This window comes from Xanthomonas sp. WHRI 1810A (assembly GCF_040202885.1).
In the GTDB taxonomy this organism is placed as follows: Bacteria; Pseudomonadota; Gammaproteobacteria; order Pseudomonadales; family Pseudomonadaceae; genus Aquipseudomonas.
This window is the reverse complement of sequence record NZ_JBEGED010000008.1, coordinates 39,038-62,132: the sequence shown is the minus strand read 5'-3', so window position 1 is coordinate 62,132 and position 23,095 is coordinate 39,038. Positions and strand designations below refer to the sequence as shown.

Genomic DNA, 23,095 nt, shown 5'->3' with positions numbered 1-23,095 from the left:
CGCCATGCTGATGCAGCCCATGACTGAAAACGAATTCGATGCGTTCATCGGACAGTCCGTCGCGGGCTACGCCCGAGACCTTGAACGCACCTACCAATACCCGCCAGCGCGGGCCCTGGAATGCGCTTTCAGCAATCTCGACGCGCTGCTCCCCAACGGCCAGCACACTGAAGATCACTGTTTTTTCAACCTCTGCAGCGACACCGGAGACATCGTGGGGGAACTGTGGCTTGAAGTCAGGTTGCAGCCGGGTGAACCGGCGACGCTGTTCATCTGCGACCTGGAAATCCGCAGTCAATTCCAGCGACAAGGCTTCGGCCAGCGGGCGTTGGAGGCAGCCGAGAAATGGGCGCTCGCGCGCGGCATCCGGCGTCTGGAACTGAACGTGTTCGCTGACAACGAAGCGGCACTGGCGTTATACAAAAGTGCAGCGTTCGTCCCCTGTGAAATCACGATGGGGAAACAGCTGGGGTGAGCGGGCAACAGAACTCGAACGCGACGGCGTCGAGGTAAAACACAGGAAGCGGGCGCGATGCCCGCTTCCTTTATGCCATCAGGCAGCCGGATTGATCGGTACCTTGAATATCAGCTCTTTGCATTGACAGACTAGCTCTCAACGTGGCCTGACGTATCCTCGCCGAAACTAAGGCCTTCACGCGAATTAATCGTCGTGATCCTCTTGCTTCTTTCAGTTTGTTCTGTGCCGCCAGCCGACTCGTCATATTAAATGGCTTTATGATAGGCTACGCCATTGCGTGACTTTTCACAGAAACGCGCTTGTGCATGCGATGGCGGCAAGCCGACCATAGTATTAGACATTACTGTTCATAACTGAGCCGAGACATGGATATTTCAAATAAAGTAAAACCCCTCGATGCAAGTTTTCTGGGACGATGGGCTGCAGTTTTCTTTTTAGTGGGGATTGCTTTAAGCGGACTTTTATATTATTCGTCTTTTAGCAGAGCGTCACTGGTCGTTGAAGTTGAAGCTTCAACGCCAGGGAGGTCACAGTTATTCTTCGGCAAAGACCAAGCTTACTCGCAGGCAAACAGCTCATGGGAAAATATAAAACTGGGGCATAATAAATTAATATTCCCGCTTAGCGGCGAATACTCCTCTATCAGATGGGACCTTCTGCAAGAGCCAGGCACATTAAAAGTGACAGATATTTATGTATTAGCTTTTGAAGAAAAACTGAAGCCGGGCGTTATCAAGCTGGAGGCTCTTAATGATATTGCACAACTGGAGCAAGTCAACTCAGGTGGCATCATCAGCACTACCGCCGATGCTAAAGATCCTCAGGTCAATGTGTCGCTGGATTTTCACGGACTGGCTAAAAAACGGTTTCTGAAAAGTAGCTTTATTGGCTTCCTGTTGGCAATTTTGGTGATGCTGGGTCTATTATTCAGAAGCTCACTTTATACCTTACTAAACGACATCGAGATGCTAATAGAGCGTATTCAAGAAATATTTCGCCGGGACGGCTTTAACTACAAGGAAGTCGCTTGGCTCATTGGCATAGGCTGCATCTTTTATTCGTATTTTTTATCGTCGTTTTCTTTTTCTATTGACGACGAAATGGCCGCCGTCAGACAAGATCCGGCAGTCTGGGTTTCCCAGGGCCGTTGGTTTGTATATCTAACGGAAAAATATATATTTCCGCAGTCCGCCATACCATTTGCCCCTTACGTCTTTCTCGTCATTAGCTTTGCACTTTCCTATGCACTCATCCTCCGAGCACATAACTATATTCCAAACTGGAAGAGCTATGCGATTTATCCGGTATTCTGTGCCTTTCCAACGTGGTGGTTTATATCTGAATTTTATTCCAACGTAGCCGCAGTTGCGTTCGGCATATTTTTCATCAGTCTTAGCCTCTATATGGTCTTCATCAAGACCCAGCTAAAACGCGGTACCTTGCTGTTAGCATGCGTGAAAAATTTTATTATTATTCTAATGTTGGCATGCGCCACAAGTGCATATCAGTCACTGTTGCTCGTTTACATAACTATGATCTTCGGTGCGTTACTGATCAGGTCGAGAAACGAAGTAGGTCATGGCGGTGCACTGCTTAAGGCTTCATCATTCTTCCTCCTTAAAAATGCATTAGTAGTCGTCGCGTCCATCATTTGTTACGGGCTCATCAATTTACTGTCACAGAAATATATTGCAGCTGACAGCGGATATGTCGGGAAATTCCTGAACTACAAAGTTATATTAGAGCAACCAGTAGAGGTTCTGCTGGCCATCTTCAATGAAATGCGCAACATCTATGCCGGGGATAGCGTCAGGTATGGCACTGATATCGGGCTGGCGACACTGGTTGTCGCGTGCGCTACGTTAAGCATACTTTCGAGGCGCCTTGGTAAAACTGCAGTGAGGCTGGTGCTGTGGATAGGGGTGTTGACAGCCCCGTTTACTCTGCACTTCCTGTCAGGCGGCGCGCCGCTCCCGATGCGCGCCATGTTGGCGATTGCGTACGTGAGTTGGCTGGCATGTCTTATCGTGCTTTCCAATCAGCGACGTTTAACGCTTGTGTTTGCCGTCCTCTTGGTCAGCGTGTATCAGCTGCAGATATTTAGTGTGACATCTCAGTATATTGCCTCAGCAACCATCACACAGGCCCATGACAGGGCACTCGCGGCAGATATTTATGAAAAAATTGGTGCGCTTAGCTCAGATTTTGACAGGACTTCGCCGTTAGAGATTGATATCTACGGTTACAAGTTGGTTAAGACCCTTTATGCCACTGGCTGGTGGGCAACCATGCAAGGTTCTTTCTTCGGATGGGACGATGGCAGTCTCGACCGCATGCTTAATTACATGAAGGTCATGGGCTACGAAAACCTGTCTGCACCGCCTGACGATCAGCGAGTTGCGATGACGCCCATATTCAGAGATATGCCAGTATGGCCTGCTGCCGGGTCAGTTAGAAAAGTGGGTAATCGCTATCTGGTCAGGTTAGGTAAAGAGCCTGACCCCATGCACGCCCAATTTAAACCATAGGAGGTACCTATGGCACCTCGCCTATCTTTTCTGAATTAAACTATCCAGAAAACATATACCGGCACTGGGTTGAATGAGTGCCGGCCTTGGTGAAAAGATTATATAGACTTGCCTTCGTCTCCAAGCTTTCAAAGGCCCAGCGCGACAGAGTTGATAACATTGAGACTTGCAATCGCCGTCCCATCCCGCGGAAGATTATCTTCCGCGATTTTCTCAGTGTGGAATGGCTATAGCTGATCCTTTCGTGATGGCGGGGAGAATAAAACTTTTGAAAGTACGTAGGTTATCGGGATCGTGATGACAATCGACGCCAACGGAGCTAAGGAGGCATAGAACCCGATCTTTTCAACCCAAAGCCAGATAACACACAAGCTAATAACATATTGGATAGCGTAGATGAACGGAAAAAGTATCGCAGATGTAGCGCCTCTGTGGCTCTGAAACACAAAATAACGGCTCATCACGAACGCAAGCAGGATTCCCATTGCGTAAGCGATGCTAAAGGCCACTGTATAGCTAAACTCTTTGAGTAGTAACAAGTAGGCGACATAGGTCACAGCCGTATTGACGCCGCCTGAAACCAAGAAGCGTGCAAAACTGAAGCTGACTAACTTCTTAATCAAGTTATTAGTAATCAAGATTTTGTTTTTTCAATGATGTGAACTCGTCGTAGTTACGGATGTAGTCCGCCGAATCATAGTAATGGGAGGCGAAAACCAATAATACGGCGTCGCTCGAATAACGGTACTGAATACCCCACGTCATCGGCGGTAGATGGATGCCCATATTGGGTTTATCTAGTATGAACTCCTCCCTATTCAAGCCGTCGTCCGCAACCACATGAACACTACCTTTGACTGCAATGAGAAATTGGTGACAGACGCGGTGAGCATGTTCACCACGAGTTTCTGCGGTAGGAACGTCATAAACCAGGAAGTACCGTTCGGCTTTAAACGGAATGGCTCGGTCAAATTCGCCTACTGACAAGCTACCGCGTATGTCTGTTACTTCTGTGAGAGAATGGAATGTCACATTCTCTACAGAGGTGGCTATTGATGTTTGCCCGGTAGGTATTGACGCTTCATCCTTGGTGCTCCCGGGTTTGGCATTAACGTAACCAATGATTTTGGCTGGATTGCCTACCACAATCGCATTAGGCGGCACTGACCGGGTGACCACCGCTCCTGCGCCAACCATGGCATTCGAGTCAACCGTGATACCTGGCAGAATGGTGCAATTTGCACCGAGAGACGCGCCCTTACGGATCACGGTTTTCGGAAAAGCATCCGGGTATATCTTGCTTCTTGGGAAGCGATCATTCGTAAAAGTTACGTTGGGGCCTATGAACACGTCATCTTCAATTTCGATGCCGTCCCATATCTGCACGCCGCATTTGATCGTCACACGGTTGCCGATGACTACATCGTTTTCAATGAAGACCTGATCACAAACGTTACACTCCTCGCCCAGTCGGGCTGATGGAAGAATATGCGTAAACGCCCAGACTCGTGTGCCTTTCCCGATATGTTGGCTCTCGCAAAGCGCATGCGAGTGTACGAAATAATCACGTGCTGATTCAGTCATTGCCCACCCTCGTAACTTTCAATACGCATTGGAATGGCCAATGGACGTTTTTTGGTATTTTCATAAGTACGCCACGCGTAAGAACCAACGATACCCAAGCCCATGAGGTTCGCGCACCCCAAAAAGGTTACGGTGAGCATTATCATTGCGTAGCCGGGCACTTGAATCATCCCGTTAAGTTTGGCAAAAGCAACAATTATGCCCAGTAGCGCCGCCACCGCCGCGCCAGCCCCGCCCACCCGCGTCAGTACCCTAATGGGTAGGTCGGTGAACGAGAAAACGCTGTCCATCAGATAATTCACTTTCTTGCGAAACGTCCACGCCGACGAGCCATGCTCACGCTCATTGCGGGTGTATGTAATGCATTTGCGTCGGTAACCGAGCCAGAAAATCTGTGCGATCAAAGAGCTGTGGCGCTCTTCCAGCGTCAGAAGGGTGTTACGGAAAGCAAGATTGCAACCAAACATATCAATACCGCCAGGCGGTATCTCCGGAACCACGTAACGACGATAAAAGCCCCAGAATATTCTTGATGCTATTCGGGATGTCAGGGGATCGTTCCGACCTTCGCGTGCGCCGACTACGACATCTATCGGCTCTGTTCGCAAGGCGCGGTCCATGGCTTCGACCAATTCAGGCGGCTCCTGCAGATCAGCCGCCATGACCGCGAAGCGCGTGCCGGAACCGTGCTGAAGACCGGTACGGATTGCCATAAAGGACCCGAAGTTTCGAGACAGCAATATCAGCTTCGAGATGAAACTCTGGGAGGGCAAGGCATTACTCAAAAGTTCAAAACACCGGTCAGGACTGCCGTCCACGACGAAAACAACCTCGAGCTCGCCGTTCATTCTGGTGTTCAATCCCGTGACTGCTTGGAGCAAGTCAGGGATTGATCCTTCGTTTTTGTAGACCGGTATAACGAGCGTGAGCAAGCTTATCTCCTTATGATATGTGTGTGACCCGCAGCGATAATCAGGTCGCTTGAACCATCCGACAGCCTTCGGACACAGGGCTGCGATGTTACCTGATTGCTTAACTTTTCGGTAATCAGGAGCAAGTGGAGAAGTCGCTTGCGGTTTGCTTTATCCCAGCGGATTCAACCGATTGCTATTGAAACTGCACGCCTGATTAACGGACGGCGTGAAACCGCCGATCACCCCCGCAACTAAGCCAGATCGATGCTAAAACCCAATAACCCCCACGAGACAAGCGCGGTACGTATGAAGCTGCTAGACTGCGCGCCGTATTTACCCAATAGGATTTTTTCATGGCTACCAACCGTTCCCGCCGTCTGCGCAAAAAACTATGCGTGGACGAGTTCCAAGAATTGGGGTTCGAGCTCAATCTGGAATTCAACGAAGGTTTGGATGATGAGGCGATTGACGCATTCCTCGACGCATTCCTTGTAGACGCCATGGATGCCAACGGCCTGGACTATGTCGGCGGTGATGACTATGGTCTTGTCTGCCTGGCCGATCGCGGCTCTGTTACCGAAGAGCAGCGCACAACTGTAGAAGCCTGGCTTAAAGCCCGCAGCGAGCTGACCAAGGTTGAAGTCAGCCCACTGCTGGACGCTTGGTATCCCGAGAAGCCGATCACCCCTGCTGCCTGATATCGATCCAGCTTCAAAAAAACCACCTTTCGGGGTGGTTTTTTTTGGGCGGCGAGCGCTGGTCTGTCTGATCGGCTCGGCAGCCAGCCTTCAGAAAGCGCTATTAGCGCCTCAAACCTCCGCCCGCGCCCTTGTCTGCTCCCGTCTTGGGTGCGCGGATGCAAAAGCCCGTCACCAGACCTATATTCTTGGAATGCAAAAAATAGCGCGATTCGACGGGTTTCATCCGGCGCAAGTCACGCCCGCTTGGGGCATAATGCCGCGTTATTACCGGTGCCAATTGTAACTTTCTGCACAAACGGCGTCGGACGTACCTGATATTCACCTCACGTCGGCTTGCCGCCTAGTCTTTAACGGCGTTGGGCGTGAGTGCACGGTTTGAGCGACATGAGTCATGAGGGAATCCATCCCCTCTTTATTTCCCCCTCTTTTGCAGTAGGGTTTATTTAATGATCAAATCTTTACGTCCATTGTTTCTCGCCACCCTTCTCTTGCCTTTGTCCTTGCCCGCTTTCGCTATTCCGGTCAACACCGCACTGCCCCCCAAGATCCAACAGGCCATCAAGGCCAGCAAACTGGACAACGACGCGTTGTCACTGGTCATGCTGCCGCTCACCGGTCCAGGCACGCCAACCGTCTTCAATGCCGACGTCTCGGTAAACCCGGCGTCGACCATGAAGCTGGTCACCACTTACGCGGCGCTGGAAATGCTCGGCCCGACCCATCAGTGGAAAACCGAATTCTTTACCGACGGCACCCTGAGCAATGGCGTGCTGCGGGGCAACCTGTACCTCAAGGGTGGCGGCGACCCGAAGCTGAACATGGAAAAGCTCTGGCTGTTGATGCGCGATCTGCGGGCCAATGGCGTGCAGCAGATCACCGGCGATCTGGTGCTGGACCGCACCCACTTCGTGCAGCCGCAACTTCCCGTGTTCGATGACGACGGCAACGACAAGAACAAGCCGTTCCTGGTCAAGCCCGACTCGTTGATGGTCAACCTCAAGGCCCTGCGTTTCGTGACCCGCAACGACGGCGGCAAGATTCTGGTCTCGGTCGAGCCACCGATTGCCGCCATCCACATCAACAATCAGGTCAAGGCACTGTCGTCCACCAAGTGCACCGGCGATGTCGCGTACAACCCGGTGCCGGGCGCGGATGGCGGCATCACCGTGACGGTGACGGGTCAGTTGGGCGATGGCTGCAACTCCCAGACGTATCTGTCGCTGCTGGACCACCCTACCTACACCGCCGGCGCAGTCCGTGCGATCTGGCAGGAACTGGGCGGCACCCTCCTGGGCAAGGATCGCCTGGACGTCGTACCTGGCAATGCCAAGCTGTTGGCCAAGGCCTTCTCGCCGGATCTGGCGGAGATCATCCGCGACATCAACAAATTCAGTAACAACACCATGGCCCAGCAGTTGTTCCTGAGCCTGGGGTCGGAATTCCGCAACGAAGCCGACGGCGACGACGCCAAGGCCGCGCAACGGGTGATCCGCCAGTGGTTGGCGAAGAAAGGCATTATCGCGCCGCACCTGGTCATGGAAAACGGTTCGGGCCTGTCCCGGGCCGAACGGGTGAGCGCACGGGAGATGGCGCAGATGCTCCAGGCTGCCTGGAACAGTCCGTATCAAGCTGAATTCATGAGCTCCCTGCCACTTGCGGGCATGGACGGCACCATGCGCAAACGCCTCAAGCGCACCGCCATGCGGGGTGAAGCGCACATCAAGACCGGGACGTTGAACACCGTGCGTGCAATTGCTGGCTTCAGTCGTGACAGCAATGGCAACACTTGGGCGGTGGTCGCGATCCTCAACGACCCACGGCCATGGGGCGCCTCTTCGGTGCTCGATGAAGTGCTGGTCGACCTGTATGCCCAGCCTAAACTGGCCAACACTGCCGTCTCTATTGCCCGCTAGTTGATCATGCGTCAACCGACAGGCCCATCTTCGGATGGGCCTTTTTTATGCACACGGGCTCTATTGGCGTGAATGGAGCTGTCCGCGAGAAGGATTGTGCAGGCGCAAGATCGCCAGGGGTCACGCAGGCCTCTTCGCGGACGGGTCCGCTCCCGCAGGGTGTCTGCGCCGCACCCGACTCAAGGCAGCTCGGGTTCAATCCGGTCACGTCCGGCCAGCTTGGCCGCGTAGACGCCGGAATCGGCACGCAGCAGCAACGCATCGCCTTTTTCATTGGGTCGCCAACTGGCGAGCCCGAAACTCGCCGTCACCTGCCCCACACCCTCGATCGGGGCATTGCGCAGCTCGCCCCACAACTCTCTCGCCAGCTGATAGGCCTGCGAAGGATCGGTGTCGGGACACAAAATCATGAACTCCTCGCCACCCAGTCGGCAGAACACATCGCTGCGCCTGAGCCGCTGGCTGATGCGCTGACAGATGATCTGCAACACCAGGTCCCCGGTGGCGTGACCTTGCTCGTCGTTGATGGCCTTGAAGTGGTCGATGTCGAGCATGATCACCGAGAATCGACCGCCATGCCGGTCAGCGCGCAGCAGCTCCGCTTGCAGCCGCTCCTGGAAATAGCGACGGTTGTAGACCCCGGTCAACGCGTCGGTGACCGACATCGTTCGCAGCTCTTCCTCAACGCGCTTGCGCTCGGTCACGTCCAGGCACACCGCCAGGTAGCCGACCCACTGATCGTCCTCATCCACCACAGCACTGACCTGCATGCTCACCAGCAACGTATTGCCATCCTGCCGGACAAACGTCCAGTCACGCGCCGGCTGTCCGGGTTCGTCGACCGCTTCGACCAGCATGGCCTCGCTCGGCGCCACGGTGCGGCCGTAACGCTGGCTCAATTCCCGGGTGTGGGCATCCAGCTCGGCAGGAAGGAGCAACTGCTGCAGGGTCAACTGGCTGCACGCGGTGGCGCTGTCGTAGCCCAGCATCCGCTCGGCACCCACGTTAAAGGTGATGATGACGCCTGAGAGGTCGGTGGCGATGATCGCCACCTGTGTGGCGGCGTCGAGTACGTTGCGCAATTGCCCGTGCGCCTCGCGCAGCTGCAACTCACGCTGGCGCAACTGACCAGTGCTCAGTTCAACCAGGCGCAGCGCCCGCTTGCGCTGGCTGATCAGCACGTACAACAGGGTGCTGAGCATGAAACTGAGCAAGCAGCCAAGGATCACCACGCTGTCGGTGGCAGACGGGTTGGCACTCAGGAACATGGCGGTGGGGCTGATTTCCAGCAGGTACTTGCGGTCGGCAAAGGTCAGCTCGCTGCTGATGTGCAGCGAACTGATCGCCGCGACACCGCTCGACCGATAAACCACTTCAGGCGATTGCGGCGCGGTTACGTCGCGCAGGGTCAGGGACAGATTGTCCTGCTCCTGTTGCGGCAGCCCTTCGGCCATCAGCTTGCGCAGGCTGATGACCGCCGTGACGAAGCCATCCAGCATCGAGGCATCGATCACCCCGGTTCGACTGCGGCTCACCACAGGGGCGACCAGCAAAACGCCGTTTCGGTACTGCGGCTCGACGCCCATCAGGTCCATGAGCGGCGAGGCGGCCATGCTCATCGAGCGCCGCGCCCGCTCCAGCGTCGCGTGTCGAATGGCTTCGGAGTCCAGATCCAGGCCCAGCGGCGGCATAGACGCCGTGCGCGTTTGAGTGAATCGAATCGGGTGATACATGTCCCGGCGGGGCGACCTTTCAAGTTCACCGGAGGGGCCAATCACAGTCACCGAGTAACCGGTCAACCCATCGCGGCGGGCCTTGGCTTCAAACTGCGGGCGATCGGCATCGCGCAACTGCGGCGACCATGAATACGCCTCGGTCCAGATCACCATGGAACTGGCAAAGCCATTGAATTCGTCTTGGGTGACTTCGTCGGAATAGACGAAGAAACGCCGCAGGTTGTCCAGGCGTTGTACCTGGCCATCGAGACGTTCCTGGACTCGACTGAAACGTTCGTTGGCCAGCAGCTCGAAGCGCTGGGTCAATTGTTGTCGGTACAGTTCGACGTTGGCCATGGCCAATAGTGCAGTCAGCACCGCCCCGCCGGCAAACGTCAGCAAAGCAACCGCCCACGACGACGCATCTTCGCTGATGAAGCCCAATATCTTGGCGCTAGGTGGAGGCGACGACATACCCGAAACTCATGACGCCACTGTGTTGCCCCGAGACATGGCCAAGGTTAACTTATAGCGATTCGCCATCAGCTTGCCTAGTGCAGTGTGTCGGGGACGTCTCACAGCGCCCACCTGGCCGACGAAACGGCCGTCCAGCCAGGTGAACGGTCATGGGGCTTAGCGTGCGGTGATTTTCCAGGCACGGTGAATCTTGCTGTTGCGGGCGAAATCCGGATCGAGGGTTTGCGCGGTGATCTCCTCCACGGCGTAACGCTCGGCCAGGTTTTCCTCGAGCTGGAACTTGCGGAAATTGTTCGAGAAATACAGCACGCCGCCCGGCGCCAGGCGCGCCATGGCCAGGTCGATCAACTGCACCTGATCGCGCTGTACATCGAAGATGCCTTCCATGCGCTTGGAGTTGGAGAAGGTCGGCGGATCGATGAAGATCAGGTCGTATTCGTCACGGCTGGTTTCCAGCCAGACCATGACATCGCCCTGCTCCAGGCGGTTCTTGTCGGAGAACCCATTGAGCGACAGGTTGCGCCGCGCCCAGTCCAGATAGGTTTTCGACAGGTCCACACTGGTGGTGCTGCGCGCACCGCCCTTGGCCGCGTGCACACTGGCCGTCGCCGTGTAGCTGTAGAGGTTGAGGAAGCGCTTGCCGGCCGCCTCGCGCTGAATCCGCATGCGCATCGGGCGATGATCGAGAAACAGGCCGGTGTCCAGGTAGTCAGTCAGGTTGACCAACAGCTTGACCCCGCCTTCCTTGACCTCGACAAATTGCCCCTGGGCACTCTGCCGCTCGTACTGCTTGGTGCCGCTCTGACGCTCGCGGCGCTTGATCACCACACGGCTCTTGTCGATGTTCAACGCCTGAGGAATGGCGGCCAGGGCGTCGAACAGACGCGCCGAGGCTTTTTCAGGGTCGATGGATTTAGGCGCTGCGTATTCCTGGACGTGAACCCAGTCCTCGTAGAGGTCGACTGCCAGCGAGTACTCGGGCATGTCCGCGTCGTAGACCCGATAGCAATCGATGCCCTCGCGGCGCACCCATTTGCTCAGCTGCTTGAGGTTCTTCTGCAGGCGGTTGGCGAACATCTGCCCGCCTTCGCTCAGGCGCGCCTGCTCGACCACAGGCTGCGGCTCACGAATCGGATTGCCGTTCTTGTTCAGCTTGACCGGCTCAGCTGGCACCTCGTGCTCGGCCTGTTCGCGCTCGATCTGACGTTGCTCGGGGGTGCGTCGTTCGCCAGTAACGAACTGATCAGGTTGAACCTTGATCAGCAGCAGCTTGCACGGCAAGGCGCCGTTCCAGAAGGCGTACTGTTTGTGGCTGCGAATGCCCATGCGCTTGCCCAGATCAGGCGCGCCGGTAAACACCGCCGCTTCCCAGTTCAGGCAGGCCTGACGCAGGCGCTCGCCCAGATTCTGATAGAGGTACAACAGGCTCGCTTCATCACCCAGACGCTCGCCGTACGGCGGGTTACAGATGACCAGGCCTTTCTGGTTCTGATCGGGGCGCGGCTCGAAGGTGGCCACTTCGCCCTGGTACACCTTGATCCATTCGCTCAGGCCCGCGCGTTCGATATTGTTGCGCGCCGGTTGAATCAAGCGGGGGTCGGCTTCGTATCCGCGAATCCACAGCGGCGTCTTGGCCAGGCCCGCCTGGGCCCGGGCCAGCGCTTCATCATGCAGCTTGCGCCACAGCGCCGGGACGTGCCCGAGCCAGGCTGAGAAACCCCAGCGCTCACGCTTGAGGTTGGGGGCGATATCGGCGCCGATCATGGCCGCCTCCACCAGGAACGTCCCCACGCCGCACATCGGGTCGGCCAGAGCGCCGCCTTCGGCCGCAATACGCGGCCAGCCGGAGCGAATCAGGATCGCCGCCGCCAGGTTTTCCTTGAGCGGCGCGGCACCTTGCTGCAGGCGATATCCACGCTGGTGCAAGCTGTGGCCGGACAGGTCCAGGGACAGGATCGCTTCGCCGCGGTCCAGTCGCAGGTGAATGCGCAAATCGGGGTTGAGCTTGTCGATGGAAGGGCGCAGGCCGTCGGGCGTGCGCAGCTTGTCGACGATGGCATCCTTGACCTTCAGGGCGCCGAAATGGGTGTTATCGATGCCGGAACCGTGGCCACTGAATTCAACCGCCAGCGAACCATCGGGCTCGAGATGGTCTTGCCACTCGACGTCGAGCACGCCGTGATACAGATCTTCAGCGTCCTTCATCGGGAAGCGCTTGAGCACCAGCAGTACACGGTTGGCAAGACGCGACCACAGACATAAGCGGTAGGCTGTTTCCATGTCGGCGGTGCCACGGATGGTCGAGGTGTGCTCGCGGGTGTCCTCGAGGCCAAGCGCAGTGGCTTCCTCGGCCAGCAGGCCTTCGAGGCCTTTAGGGCAGGTGAGGAAAAGTTCGTAACGGTCCGACATGATCATTCCAGAGCCTTGGGCTTGAGCGGCGGGACAACGCATTGTCCGGCCCGATTTATAACAGACGTCTTTCTTGGAGAACGCCTGCGTGGCACACACATGTGCCGGTCCACCACACAGCCGCTTTAATGAAACCTGGCGCTGTGGCAGTCGATGGACCTGTCCAGTGACCGGTCCGAATCTGATATTAAAAAACCACTATTGAGCCCGACGCCAGCCGCAATAAAAAGCCATGCCATGACCCTTCGTCGCTTTAATCCCTGCTACCAACCGTCGGACAGCGAACTTGAGAACACGTCTCGGTATCGGCGCAGAGGCCCGCATCAAGGGCATCACAAAATAAACTGGCTGTGAAAGCATCCGACGCTTATGGCCTTTAAGTGCCAATCATGACCTTCTTATGACAAAACGATCATTCACAGCGCCGGGCGCATTGGTTAGAAATCACCACAGGTTGTCGTTGCAATGACGGCAGCACCAAGCCCGCGACGCCGGCAGCGGGTACCAACGGCAGATGATTTTCTGCCCGACCTCAACCTGAGGTCTCCAGGGACATTACAGTCAACAGACGAGGGCAACACCCTATGAGAAGACTTAAGCGTGATCCGTTGGAAAGAGCATTTTTACGCGGATATCAATTTGGCGTTCATGGAAAATCCCGTGAGCTTTGCCCCTTTACTCTACCGTCAGTACGCCAAGCCTGGATCAACGGCTGGCGAGAAGGACGCGGCGACAACTGGGACGGTATGACCGGCACTGCGGGAATCCACAGACTCAACGAACTTCACGCGGTCGGCTGACACACAAGGTAGCTCCCGACTAAAACATTTCTCGATCCCAACGCACCATGCGTGCCCCATCCGGGCCGCGGGCCAAAGCCCAGGGGGTTCCTTCGCGGAACCCCCTTTTTGTCAGCCAGGATTCAGACCGTAGGGCGTGGCATCGCCGCAATGGCATCCACCGACTGGCGAATCAGCGCCGGCCCCTTGTAGATGAAGCCTGAATAAATCTGCACCAGGCTGGCACCGGCGGCGATCTTCTCAGCCGCATGCTTGCCCTCGGTGATCCCGCCTGCCGCGATGATCGGCAACTTCCCGCCCAGCTCCGCCGCCAGCACCTTGACGATACGGGTGCTCTGTTCCCGCACCGGCGCACCAGACAGCCCGCCCGCCTCGTCGGCATGGGGCAGGCCTTCGACGCCTTGACGACTGAGGGTGGTGTTGGTTGCGATGACAGCGTCCATGCCGGACTCGAGGAGCGCGGCGGCCACCAGCGCGGTCTCTTCGTCACTCATGTCCGGCGCAATCTTGATCGCCAGCGGCACGCGCCGGCCATGAATCGCGGTCAGCGCTTGCTGGCGAAGCTGCAAGGCTTCAAGCAACTGCTTGAGCGAGTCGCCGAACTGCAGGCTGCGCAGGCCCGGCGTGTTAGGTGAACTGACGTTGACGGTGACGTAACTGGCGTGGGCGTAAACCTTGTCAAGGCAGATCAGGTAATCGTCAACGGCGCGCTCGACCGGGGTGTCGACATTCTTGCCGATATTGATGCCGAGGATACCGCTGTACTTGGCGGCCTGCACCCGACTGACCAGATGATCAACGCCGAGGTTGTTGAACCCCATGCGGTTGATGATTCCTTCAGCGTGAGGCAAGCGGAACACGCGTGGCTTGGGATTACCTGGCTGTGGACGCGGGGTCACGGTGCCAATCTCAACGAAGCCAAAGCCCAACTGTGCAAAGCCATCGATGGCCGCGCCGTTCTTGTCTAGCCCTGCAGCCAATCCGACCGGGTTCGGGAACTCAAGACCCATGACCGTCGTTGGCAACCTGACCGGGGCTTTGTTGAACAGACCATTGAGCCCCAACCGCCCGCCCGCGCCGATCAGGTCGATCGACAGGTCATGGGACGTTTCCGGGGAGAGTTTGAACAGTAACTGGCGGGCCAGGTTATACATGGGGAGCGCGGCTCGTTGCGGCTGAATTCAGCGGGCGATTATAGACGCCGCACCGGTGCAGCGCGAGACCTGTCCTGAACATTGCGAAATAGCCCCGACGCCACTGGGTTTCGCGGCGCGCAAACAGTCAAATGGCGGACATAAAAAAACCCGGCCGAGGCCGGGTTCTTCTGAGGCTTGGGCTAATTACTTAGCTTGAGCTTCTACTTCAGCTTCTACGCGACGGTTAACAGCGCGGCCAGCGTCAGTTGCGTTGTCAGCAACTGGACGGGTTTCGCCGTAGCCAACCGAGTTCACGCGGTTAGCGCCAACACCGTACTGGTTAACCAGAACTTGTTTAACGGCGCTTGCACGACGCTCGGACAGTTTCTGGTTGTAAGCGTCAGGACCGACGGAGTCAGTGTGACCTTCAACAGTGGTGGTGGTTTGTGGGTACTGAGTCATGAAATCAGCGAGATTTTTGATGTCGCCGTAGCTGCTAGGCTTGACTACCGACTTGTCGAAGTCGAATTTCACGTCCAGCTCAACACGTACAACTTCAGCAACTGCCGGGCAACCGCTAGCATCAACAGTTACGTTGGCTGGGGTGTCTGGGCACTTGTCGACGTTGTCGCACACGCCATCGTTGTCGCTGTCGGAGCAAACGTCAGCTACTGGAGCTGGAGCTGCTTCTACTTTCTTGGAGCCGCCACCGAAGTTCACGCCGATACCGACGCTAGGTGCCCACTCGGTGTCGCCCTGGTCGATGTTGTACTGAGCTTCAACGCCAGCACGAGCATAGAAATTGTCGGTGAAGTACAGCTTCGCACCGCCGCCAACGTTGGCGAAAGTGGAACGGTTACGACCGCCGCTGCCGTTCTGACCGATGCTTTGGTCAGAGAAACCTGCGGAGACGTATGGACGCAGCATGTCGCCCGGGTTGTTGAAGTGGTACAGAGCGTCAAGAGCGGTGTTAGCGCCTTTGATGTTCTTGCCGTCATCGCTGCGAACGTTGTGAACTTCGTCGTAGCCAAGACGCAATTCAACGTCGTCGGTCAGGAAGTAGCCAAGCGAACCGCCGAACAGGTTGCCGTCATTCTTGAAATTACGAGCGCTGTCGAACTGTTCTTTCTTGGCGAAGCCTTCGATTTCGACTGCGCCTTGGCCTTGTGCCAGAGCGCCGAACGAAGTTGCGGCAACAATAGTACCAATGGCCAAGCCCAAGGTGTTTTTCAGTTTCATCCGTTAAATCCCCATCTGGTGATTGTAAAGCAGTCCCGCATAACGGGGACAACTCATCGGCAAGTCTATCAGAACTTGCCTGCTCGTTAGAGATATTTGCACCGAGTTAAGTTTCGGTAACGCCTGCAAATTTCTCACGTAATTTATCAAGTGCCCTTTTATACCGCATTTTCGTGGCACTCAAGCCCATATGCATGATGTCTGCGATTTCCTGAAACTCCAGCTCTGCGACAAAACGCAGCACCAGAATTTCGCGGTCAATCGGGTTCACATACACCAGCCAGCGATCCAGCCCACCTTTCTCATCCGGCTTGGGCGCCTTTTCTTCAGACGCTTCTTCCAGCGGATCCAGGCTCAGGGCATCCATCAATCGCCGCTTTCGTCGCTCCTTACGGTACTGCGTGATGCATTCGTTGTACGTAATGCTGTAGAGCCAGGTTTTGAACTTCGATTTACCCTCGAAATTCTTCAAGCCATACAACACCTTAAGCATCACTTCCTGACAGACATCGTCAGCATCGCGATCGTTCCCTAAATAACGTGCACAGACGTTAAAAAGTGTCCTCTGATAGCGACGCATCAGCTCTTCATAAGCCCGCGTCACATGGAACAGCTCGGCATGCGCGCGCGCGACCAACTCCTCATCAGAGAGCTCGCGGGGATCGTAACGCAGAGAGAGCGGTTGGGGTCTATTCAAAACAAGTCGTGCCGACAGTCAGGTGAATGTCCGCCACCCCGGATACACCGGGATTTCGCGGCGGCATACATTAGCAGATTCGCCGGTTCAGCGGCTGCTCACTCGTTGCTCGAGAAGGACCCGGTTGGACAATGACACCAACTCCCCTTCATCGGTCAGCAATGTAGTTTTCACCGTACCTATTTCTTCGATCTGTCCTTCGACCTCTCCAACACGCACTTGTTGCCCTACCTGATACAACTCCCGCACATAAATTCCGGCCAGTATCTGCCCCGCGATCTCGCGGCTTCCCAGGCCCATGGCCAGCGCAACGGCCAGACCAACGGTAATCAATCCGATCACGATCACGTGATTGAGCAGATCGGTCTTCACTTCCAGCTGACTGATGGCCACCGAGATGCTGATGATGATGACCAGCCACTGCGCAAGGCGCCCCAGGCCCGCCGAGTAATCCAGGCCGACGCCTTCGGCCGCCCCTCGAACGATTCCGTTCACCAACTGCGCCAGCAGCACGCCCACCAGCAGCACCAGGGCTGCGCCAAATACTTTCGGCAGGTACAGCGCCAGCATGTCCAGCGTCGCGGAAACCCGCTCCAGCCCAAGGGACTCTGCGGCCGAGACCAGGAAAATCAGCAGCACAAACCAATACACAATCTTGCCGATCAGGGTCGAGATCGGCACTTGCACACCGGCCCGGCTGAGCAGCTTGGTCAAGCCGGTGCCGCCCATCAGGCGATCGAGTCCAAGCTTGGCCAGCAATTTCGATAACAGGGTGTCAAGCAGCTTGGCTACGACAAACCCCAGCAGTACCACGACCAGCGCGCCGAACAGGTTCGGGATGAAATTCGCGACTTTGGTCCATAACGCAGTCATTGCGGTAACGAGGCTCTGTGTCCAGAGATCCAATTCCATATTCAATCAGCCTTGTCTGAAGTACTGGCGCGTGCCGCCTTGTGACGAGAAACCGGTGACACATGAGCCGAACCGTTGTTCACCGCAATCATGAGGGCCTGTGTGCAGCGGCCCAGCAATCCAAACAGGTCACCTGCGCCCACCTGTCGATTGGCGGTTTTCAAAACACGGCCCAGGCATGCATCGTCATCCCGGCTGGAGGAAGACGCATTAAGCATGTCGCGCAGTGATTCTTCAAACGGATCGTGCATACGGTACCTCACGCAATGTCAGTGAAAAGACGCAGCCATATTTGAGCGAGTCACAACTGCGTCGTCATTGATGTAGGAAATTTCCGAATCAGACCCACTTCAGACGCCTGAACATCCACCATTGCCCCAGTGCAACCACCACCATCAGCGAGCAGGCCATGAGGAATCCATACGGATTGTCCGACCCCGGAATACCCCCCACATTGATGCCCAGCAAGCCCGTCAGAAAGCTCATCGGCAGGAAGATGCCAGTGATGATCCCAAACCGATACATGGTCCTGTTCATGCGCTCGTTCAAGCGTCGATCTTCGGACTCAAGCACCAGCCCCACGCGCTCGCGGCTCAATTCCAGCTCTTCGAGATAACGCGTCAGACTGTTGTTCAACTCGTTCCAGTAGTCCGCATCGTCAGCGACAAACCACGGCATTTTCAGACGCGTCAGCTGTGCATAGATCTCACGTTGCGGGGCCAGGAAACGGCGCAGTCCGGCCGCGCGACGACGGATGTGCAGCATCGTGCCGTGCTCGGGCACATGCCGTTCGTCGGCATCCATCGCTTCTTCCACTTCATCGACCAGTTCGGTCAGGTCGCTGACCACTTTCTGGACCTTGTCAGTCAGGTACTGGGACAGATACAGCAGCAACTCCGAGGCGGTTTTCGGTCCTTTACCGTGATGAAGCTGCTCAAGCAATTCATCAGTCGCGCGCAATGAGCGCAGCCGAAGGGAAATCACCTGCTGGGCGGCGGCGAAAATCCTCACCGAGACCATGTCCTCCGGCTCGGCACCGGGGTTGAGGTTCACTCCACGCAAGAACAGCAGCAGCTCGTCCTCCGGCAATGGCAACAGCCGCGGACGGGTGTTTTCCTCCAGCAACAGGTCACAGACAAATTCAGTCAGACCACTGGCGGTGCGCAGCCAGGTCTGGGTGTGCGGATGGCTGCGGTCCCAGTGCAGCCACACGCTTTCGTGCGGCTGCAGTTGCAGGCCATCCAGTTCGGTACGAGCGATTGAACGCGATCCGCCTTTACCATCCAGTACCAGGGCGTGCAGCAGCCCCCATTGCGCGTTTGTCTCGTCGAACATTCAGTGTCCTGTTTTGCGGCGATCAGTCGGGCATCTTCAAAGGGCTGGGCGAGACGATGATGCCGTTGTTGTCGGCGTACACGTACTCTCCCGGGCGGAACGTCACGCCAGCGAAGGTCACCACGACGTTGAGGTCGCCGATACCGCGCTTGTCGGTCTTGAGCGGGTGGCTGGCCAGCGCCTGGACGCCGAGGTCGGTCTGCGCGATGACATCGACGTCGCGAATGCAGCCGTAGATCACAATCCCTTCCCAGCCGTTGTGGGAGGCCTTTTCGGCGAGCATGTCGCCGAGCAGCGCGCGGCGCAGTGAACCGCCGCCGTCCACCACCAGTACCTTGCCCTTGCCGTCCTGTTCGACCTGCTCACGCACCAGGGAATTGTCTTCGAAGCATTTGACGGTGACGATTTCGCCGCCGAAAGAATCGCGGCCGCCGAAGTTGCTGAACATCGGCTCCACCACGGTGATCAGTTCAGGGTAGGCGTCGCACAAATCCGGAGTGAGGTAGTGCATGGGGTAACTCCTGTCGGTGATGAGCAAGGATAAACCTGTGGTCACAAGGCTTGTGTGGCTCGTCAGTCGGACCACACCCAATCACGTTTGGCTTCCTTATCAAGCTGCCTTTGAGCTGGAACGTAGCTTAGCCGCAACTGGCGCACAGCGAAACGCTCCACGGCATCACGCCTCAGGGAGTTACCGAGGCGTTCAGCGTCGATTCAGCCACCGGCGCCAGCGATGGAGGGTCCAGCCACGCCAGCACCAACGGCCACACCTGCGTTTGCGCCGCCTTGCTGACCAGCATCTGCACGTGACCGAAGTCCTCGGTGAAGCCCTGCTCGCGCCCCAGGCAGAGGAATTGCTTGCGCGCGCTGCCGAACTGCTCGAACAGTTCGCGGCAGGCCCAGGCCGGGTCCTGATGATCACCCGCAGCGGTGACCGCCAGCAGCGGCACCTGGACCTCGCGCAGCCCGGCCCACCAATCCTCCTTTTTATCCCCGAACCGCCCGAACAGGCCGCGCCAGCGCAGGCTTTCGAGGATCACGCCCATGGGCTCGTCCTCCGGCCCGCGCTTGAAGCGGGGGCCGGATACATGCTCGAAGCGCTTGAGCACCCAGCGCCCGATCCACTGCACCGGCGGAATCTTCAGGGGCCAGAAGCCGCGAGTGATCTGGCTGCCGAACAGCGCCACCGACGCCGCCTGCTCAACGCCGAGGTGTTGACCCGCCAGCGCTGCCGCCAGTGTCGTGCCACCCAGCGAGTGACCGATCCAGTGAGGAATCCGGCCGCTTTGCTCGCGCACGAACGCGGCGATGGCCGGCAGATCGTAACGGGCGTAGTCCGCCACGCAGTTATGCCGGTAGGCCTGATTGCGCGCGGACAGCCCGTGGCCGCGCATTTCCGGGATCCACACGTCCAGCCCGGCGCGTGCCAGGTATGCGCCCAGGCCAATGCCCTTGGGCGAATACCAGAACCGGCGGTTGGTAAAGCTGCCATGCAGCAGGATCACGGGCGTGCCGCGCACGTCGGGGCTGTCCGCCAGGCCCAGGCGGGTGACGGCCAGCTCCACGGTGAAATCAATGCTGTTGCCGGGCTTCAAACGGTAGACATCCTCGATCAGGTCGCCACGGCGTTCGGCGCTGATCAAGGCCACGGGAAAGAGATCGCTGCTGCTTTGCATATCGTCTTGCTGGGCTCTGAAAGCTCATCGCCTGGCCGGTGGTCTTGGCAGACACACCGTCCGGCGCTGAAAAAATCGCACAAAAAAGGGCGGTATCGGCACACCGCCCTTCCAGAAAAAAGCTGACCCACCGAAGTGGGCCCGCATTTTACTCAATTTACATCACGTCGGTGCGTCTTCTTCCGACAGGAAGAACCAGGTTTCCAGCACCGAATCCGGGTTCAGGGACACGCTCTCTATGCCCTGCTCCATCAGCCAACGTGCCAGATCCGGGTGATCGGACGGGCCCTGACCGCAGATGCCGATGTACTTGCCGGCCTTGTTGCACGCCTGAATGGCGTTGGACAACAGCTTCTTGACCGCCGGATTACGCTCGTCGAACAGGTGGGCGATGATCCCGGAATCACGGTCAAGGCCCAGGGTCAGCTGGGTCAGGTCGTTGGAGCCGATGGAGAAACCGTCGAAGAACTCGAGGAATTCCTCGGCCAGGATCGCGTTGGACGGCAGCTCGCACATCATGATGATGCGCAGACCGTTTTCGCCACGGGCCAGACCGTTTTCCGCCAGCAGGTCGATGACCTGGCTCGCTTCGCCCAGGGTCCGCACGAACGGCACCATGATTTCAACGTTGGTCAGGCCCATCTCGTTGCGCACGCGCTTGAGGGCGCGGCACTCCAGCTCGAAGCAGTCGCGGAAGTTTTCGCTGATGTAGCGTGACGCGCCGCGGAAGCCCAGCATCGGGTTTTCTTCTTCCGGCTCATACAGCTTGCCGCCGATGAGGTTGGCGTATTCGTTGGACTTGAAGTCCGACAGGCGCACGATGACCTTCTTCGGGGTGAACGCGGCGGCCAGGGTGCTGATGCCCTCCACCAGCCTCTCGACGTAGAAACCGACGGGATCGTCGTAGCCGGCGATGCGCTTGTCGACGCTGTCCTTGATGTCCTGCGGAAGGTTCGGGTAGTTGAGCAGCGCCTTGGGGTGCACGCCGATCATGCGGTTGATGATGAATTCCAGACGCGCCAGGCCGATACCGGCGTTGGGCAGCTGGGCAAAATCGAACGCGCGGTCGGGGTTGCCGACGTTCATCATGATCTTGAACGGCAGCTCCGGCATGGCGTCGATGGAGTTCTGCTTGATGTCGAAACCCAGCTCGCCTTCGAAGATGTAACCGGTGTCGCCTTCGGCGCAGGAGACGGTGACGCCCTGGCCGTCCTGCAGCAATTGAGTCGCGTTGCCGCAACCCACGACGGCCGGGATGCCCAGTTCACGGGCGATGATCGCCGCGTGACAGGTCCGGCCACCGCGGTTGGTGACGATGGCGCTGGCGCGTTTCATCACCGGTTCCCAGTCCGGGTCGGTCATGTCGGAGACGAGCACGTCGCCCGGCTGAACCTTGTCCATCTCGGACACGTCCTTGATGATCCGCACCTTGCCGGCGCCGATGCGCTGGCCGATGGCGCGGCCTTCCACCAGCACGGTGCCCTTCTCTTTCAGCAGGTAACGTTCCATGACGTTGGCCGACGTGCGGCTCTTCACGGTTTCAGGGCGCGCCTGAACGATGTACAGCTTGCCGTCGTCGCCGTCTTTGGCCCATTCGATGTCCATCGGGCACTGGTAGTGCTTTTCGATGATCATCGCCTGGCGCGCCAGGTTGCTGACTTCTTCGTCGCTCAGGCAGAACCGCGCGCGATCGGCCGCGTCCACGTCGATGACCTTGACCGACTTGCCGGCCGTGGCGACTTCGCCGTAGATCATCTTGATGGCTTTGCTGCCCAGGTTGCGGCGCAGGATCGCCGGACGACCGGCTTCAAGGGTTTGTTTGTGAACGTAGAATTCGTCCGGGTTGACCGCGCCCTGAACGACCGTCTCGCCCAGACCGTAGGCGCCGGTGATGAACACCACGTCACGGAAGCCGGACTCGGTGTCCAGGGTGAACATCACGCCGGCAGTTCCGGTTTCGGAACGGACCATGCGCTGCACGCCGGCCGACAACGCGACCAGCTTATGGTCGAAGCCCTGGTGAACGCGGTAGGAAATGGCGCGGTCGTTGAACAGTGAAGCGAACACTTCCTTGGCCGCGCGGATCACGTTTTCCACGCCACGGATATTAAGGAAGGTTTCCTGCTGACCGGCAAAGGAGGCGTCGGGCAAATCTTCGGCGGTGGCGGAAGAACGCACGGCAACGGCAATGTCCGGGTTGCCGGCCGACAGTTCGGCGAAGGCGGTGCGGATTTCGGCGTTGAGCTTATCGGGGAACTCAGCCTCCATGATCCACTGACGAATCTGCGACCCGGTTCTGGCCAGGGCGTTGACGTCGTCGACATCCAGGGCATCGAGTGCCGCGTGTATCTGATCGTTCAGACCACTCTGCTCAAGAAAATCACGGTAGGCCTGAGCGGTAGTGGCGAAGCCACCCGGGACGCTGACACCTGCGCCTGCCAGGTTGCTGATCATCTCGCCGAGGGATGCGTTCTTGCCCCCCACGTGCTCAACATCATGTTTGCCGAGCTTATCGAGGGAAACTACGTACTCTACCAAGGTGATCTCTCCACTAACTGAGTGTTGTTGTTGGGAAACGCTG

The 23,095-nt window shown here is 57.3% G+C and carries 19 protein-coding genes; 5 read left to right on the top strand and 14 right to left on the bottom strand.

Annotated features, from left to right (window positions below; genetic code table 11):
* Window positions 1-4: 4 nt before the first annotated feature.
* Together ABQX22_RS13455 and ABQX22_RS13450 are read left to right on the top strand one after the other, a co-directional pair.
* Entirely contained in the window at window positions 5-475 is a 471-nt protein-coding gene (locus ABQX22_RS13455; protein ID WP_349800256.1) for a GNAT family N-acetyltransferase, read from the top strand.
* Window positions 476-843: 368 nt separating this feature from the next.
* Window positions 844-3,006: a glucosyltransferase domain-containing protein gene (locus ABQX22_RS13450; RefSeq protein WP_349800254.1), complete on the top strand. Its 2,163-nt coding sequence runs from the start codon at window positions 844-846 to the stop codon at window positions 3,004-3,006.
* 227 nt (window positions 3,007-3,233) lie between these two features.
* Here the strand turns inward: ABQX22_RS13450 and ABQX22_RS26900 are convergent, their stop codons facing one another.
* Genes ABQX22_RS26900 through ABQX22_RS13440 form a run of 3 tightly spaced genes read right to left on the bottom strand, consistent with a single transcriptional unit; the run spans window position 3,234 to window position 5,522 of the window.
* Window positions 3,234-3,590, bottom strand: a complete 357-nt coding sequence (locus ABQX22_RS26900) for a GtrA family protein (protein ID WP_441005288.1) — start codon at window positions 3,588-3,590, stop codon at window positions 3,234-3,236.
* A gap of 43 nt (window positions 3,591-3,633) precedes the next feature.
* The gene (locus ABQX22_RS13445) at window positions 3,634-4,590 is read right to left on the bottom strand and encodes a WxcM-like domain-containing protein (RefSeq protein WP_349800253.1); all 957 of its coding nucleotides are present in this window, start codon (window positions 4,588-4,590) and stop codon (window positions 3,634-3,636) included.
* Entirely contained in the window at window positions 4,587-5,522 is a 936-nt protein-coding gene (locus ABQX22_RS13440; protein ID WP_349800251.1) for a glycosyltransferase family 2 protein, read from the bottom strand. Before ABQX22_RS13440 ends, ABQX22_RS13445 begins: the two co-directional genes overlap by 4 nt.
* A gap of 335 nt (window positions 5,523-5,857) precedes the next feature.
* On the opposite strand from ABQX22_RS13440, the gene ABQX22_RS13435 reads away from it, so the two are divergent.
* Window positions 5,858-6,202, top strand: coding sequence for a YggL family protein (locus ABQX22_RS13435; RefSeq protein WP_349800249.1), 345 nt, complete (start codon window positions 5,858-5,860; stop codon window positions 6,200-6,202).
* Between the two features lie 449 nt (window positions 6,203-6,651).
* On the top strand, window positions 6,652-8,118 hold the full coding sequence (gene dacB, locus ABQX22_RS13430; RefSeq protein WP_349800247.1) for a D-alanyl-D-alanine carboxypeptidase/D-alanyl-D-alanine endopeptidase: 1,467 nt from the start codon (window positions 6,652-6,654) through the stop codon (window positions 8,116-8,118).
* Window positions 8,119-8,297: 179 nt separating this feature from the next.
* Here dacB and ABQX22_RS13425 read toward each other — a convergent pair whose 3' ends face one another.
* Window positions 8,298-10,307, bottom strand: coding sequence for a sensor domain-containing diguanylate cyclase (locus ABQX22_RS13425; protein WP_349800245.1), 2,010 nt, complete (start codon window positions 10,305-10,307; stop codon window positions 8,298-8,300).
* 159 nt (window positions 10,308-10,466) lie between these two features.
* Window positions 10,467-12,719: a bifunctional 23S rRNA (guanine(2069)-N(7))-methyltransferase RlmK/23S rRNA (guanine(2445)-N(2))-methyltransferase RlmL gene (gene rlmKL / locus ABQX22_RS13420; RefSeq protein ID WP_349800243.1), complete on the bottom strand. Its 2,253-nt coding sequence runs from the start codon at window positions 12,717-12,719 to the stop codon at window positions 10,467-10,469.
* Between the two features lie 584 nt (window positions 12,720-13,303).
* On the opposite strand from rlmKL, the gene rmf reads away from it, so the two are divergent.
* Window positions 13,304-13,519, top strand: a complete 216-nt coding sequence (gene rmf, locus ABQX22_RS13415; protein WP_080290409.1) for a ribosome modulation factor — start codon at window positions 13,304-13,306, stop codon at window positions 13,517-13,519.
* A gap of 122 nt (window positions 13,520-13,641) precedes the next feature.
* On the opposite strand, the gene ABQX22_RS13410 is transcribed toward rmf, so the two are convergent.
* The 9 genes from ABQX22_RS13410 to ppsA form a co-directional block, all read right to left on the bottom strand.
* Window positions 13,642-14,673: a quinone-dependent dihydroorotate dehydrogenase gene (locus tag ABQX22_RS13410; RefSeq protein ID WP_349800241.1), complete on the bottom strand. Its 1,032-nt coding sequence runs from the start codon at window positions 14,671-14,673 to the stop codon at window positions 13,642-13,644.
* 186 nt (window positions 14,674-14,859) lie between these two features.
* Window positions 14,860-15,894, bottom strand: a complete 1,035-nt coding sequence (locus ABQX22_RS13405) for an OmpA family protein (protein ID WP_349800239.1) — start codon at window positions 15,892-15,894, stop codon at window positions 14,860-14,862.
* A 106-nt stretch (window positions 15,895-16,000) separates the two neighbouring features.
* Window positions 16,001-16,591, bottom strand: a complete 591-nt coding sequence (gene sigX, locus ABQX22_RS13400; protein ID WP_441005276.1) for an RNA polymerase sigma factor SigX — start codon at window positions 16,589-16,591, stop codon at window positions 16,001-16,003.
* A gap of 87 nt (window positions 16,592-16,678) precedes the next feature.
* On the bottom strand, window positions 16,679-17,464 hold the full coding sequence (locus ABQX22_RS13395) for a mechanosensitive ion channel family protein (RefSeq protein WP_441005275.1): 786 nt from the start codon (window positions 17,462-17,464) through the stop codon (window positions 16,679-16,681).
* Window positions 17,465-17,505: 41 nt separating this feature from the next.
* Complete coding sequence (locus tag ABQX22_RS13390) at window positions 17,506-17,754, bottom strand: CrfX protein (RefSeq protein WP_349800235.1); 249 nt, start codon at window positions 17,752-17,754, stop codon at window positions 17,506-17,508.
* Between the two features lie 88 nt (window positions 17,755-17,842).
* Window positions 17,843-18,838 (bottom strand): zinc transporter ZntB, encoded by a 996-nt coding sequence (locus tag ABQX22_RS13385; RefSeq protein WP_349800233.1) that lies wholly within the window; start codon window positions 18,836-18,838, stop codon window positions 17,843-17,845.
* 22 nt (window positions 18,839-18,860) lie between these two features.
* Window positions 18,861-19,349, bottom strand: a complete 489-nt coding sequence (gene rraA, locus ABQX22_RS13380) for a ribonuclease E activity regulator RraA (protein WP_349800231.1) — start codon at window positions 19,347-19,349, stop codon at window positions 18,861-18,863.
* 172 nt (window positions 19,350-19,521) lie between these two features.
* Window positions 19,522-20,514, bottom strand: a complete 993-nt coding sequence (locus ABQX22_RS13375; RefSeq protein ID WP_349800229.1) for an alpha/beta fold hydrolase — start codon at window positions 20,512-20,514, stop codon at window positions 19,522-19,524.
* A gap of 162 nt (window positions 20,515-20,676) precedes the next feature.
* Window positions 20,677-23,052: a phosphoenolpyruvate synthase gene (ppsA, locus tag ABQX22_RS13370; RefSeq protein ID WP_349800227.1), complete on the bottom strand. Its 2,376-nt coding sequence runs from the start codon at window positions 23,050-23,052 to the stop codon at window positions 20,677-20,679.
* Between the last annotated feature and the right edge of the window lie 43 nt (window positions 23,053-23,095).

What these genes read in the sequence shown, in the direction of transcription:
- ABQX22_RS13455 (WP_349800256.1), top strand. Translation starts at nt 5, where the DNA reads ATGCTGATGCAGCCCATGACTGAAAACGAATTCGATGCGTTCATCGGA.
- ABQX22_RS13450 (WP_349800254.1), top strand. Translation starts at nt 844, where the DNA reads ATGGATATTTCAAATAAAGTAAAACCCCTCGATGCAAGTTTTCTGGGA.
- ABQX22_RS13445 (WP_349800253.1), bottom strand. Translation starts at nt 4,590, where the DNA reads ATGACTGAATCAGCACGTGATTATTTCGTACACTCGCATGCGCTTTGC.
- ABQX22_RS13435 (WP_349800249.1), top strand. Translation starts at nt 5,858, where the DNA reads ATGGCTACCAACCGTTCCCGCCGTCTGCGCAAAAAACTATGCGTGGAC.
- dacB (WP_349800247.1), top strand. Translation starts at nt 6,652, where the DNA reads ATGATCAAATCTTTACGTCCATTGTTTCTCGCCACCCTTCTCTTGCCT.
- ABQX22_RS13425 (WP_349800245.1), bottom strand. Translation starts at nt 10,307, where the DNA reads ATGTCGTCGCCTCCACCTAGCGCCAAGATATTGGGCTTCATCAGCGAA.
- rlmKL (WP_349800243.1), bottom strand. Translation starts at nt 12,719, where the DNA reads ATGTCGGACCGTTACGAACTTTTCCTCACCTGCCCTAAAGGCCTCGAA.
- rmf (WP_080290409.1), top strand. Translation starts at nt 13,304, where the DNA reads ATGAGAAGACTTAAGCGTGATCCGTTGGAAAGAGCATTTTTACGCGGA.
- ABQX22_RS13410 (WP_349800241.1), bottom strand. Translation starts at nt 14,673, where the DNA reads ATGTATAACCTGGCCCGCCAGTTACTGTTCAAACTCTCCCCGGAAACG.
- ABQX22_RS13405 (WP_349800239.1), bottom strand. Translation starts at nt 15,894, where the DNA reads ATGAAACTGAAAAACACCTTGGGCTTGGCCATTGGTACTATTGTTGCC.
- ABQX22_RS13395 (WP_441005275.1), bottom strand. Translation starts at nt 17,464, where the DNA reads ATGACTGCGTTATGGACCAAAGTCGCGAATTTCATCCCGAACCTGTTC.
- ABQX22_RS13390 (WP_349800235.1), bottom strand. Translation starts at nt 17,754, where the DNA reads ATGCACGATCCGTTTGAAGAATCACTGCGCGACATGCTTAATGCGTCT.
- ABQX22_RS13385 (WP_349800233.1), bottom strand. Translation starts at nt 18,838, where the DNA reads ATGTTCGACGAGACAAACGCGCAATGGGGGCTGCTGCACGCCCTGGTA.
- rraA (WP_349800231.1), bottom strand. Translation starts at nt 19,349, where the DNA reads ATGCACTACCTCACTCCGGATTTGTGCGACGCCTACCCTGAACTGATC.
- ABQX22_RS13375 (WP_349800229.1), bottom strand. Translation starts at nt 20,514, where the DNA reads ATGCAAAGCAGCAGCGATCTCTTTCCCGTGGCCTTGATCAGCGCCGAA.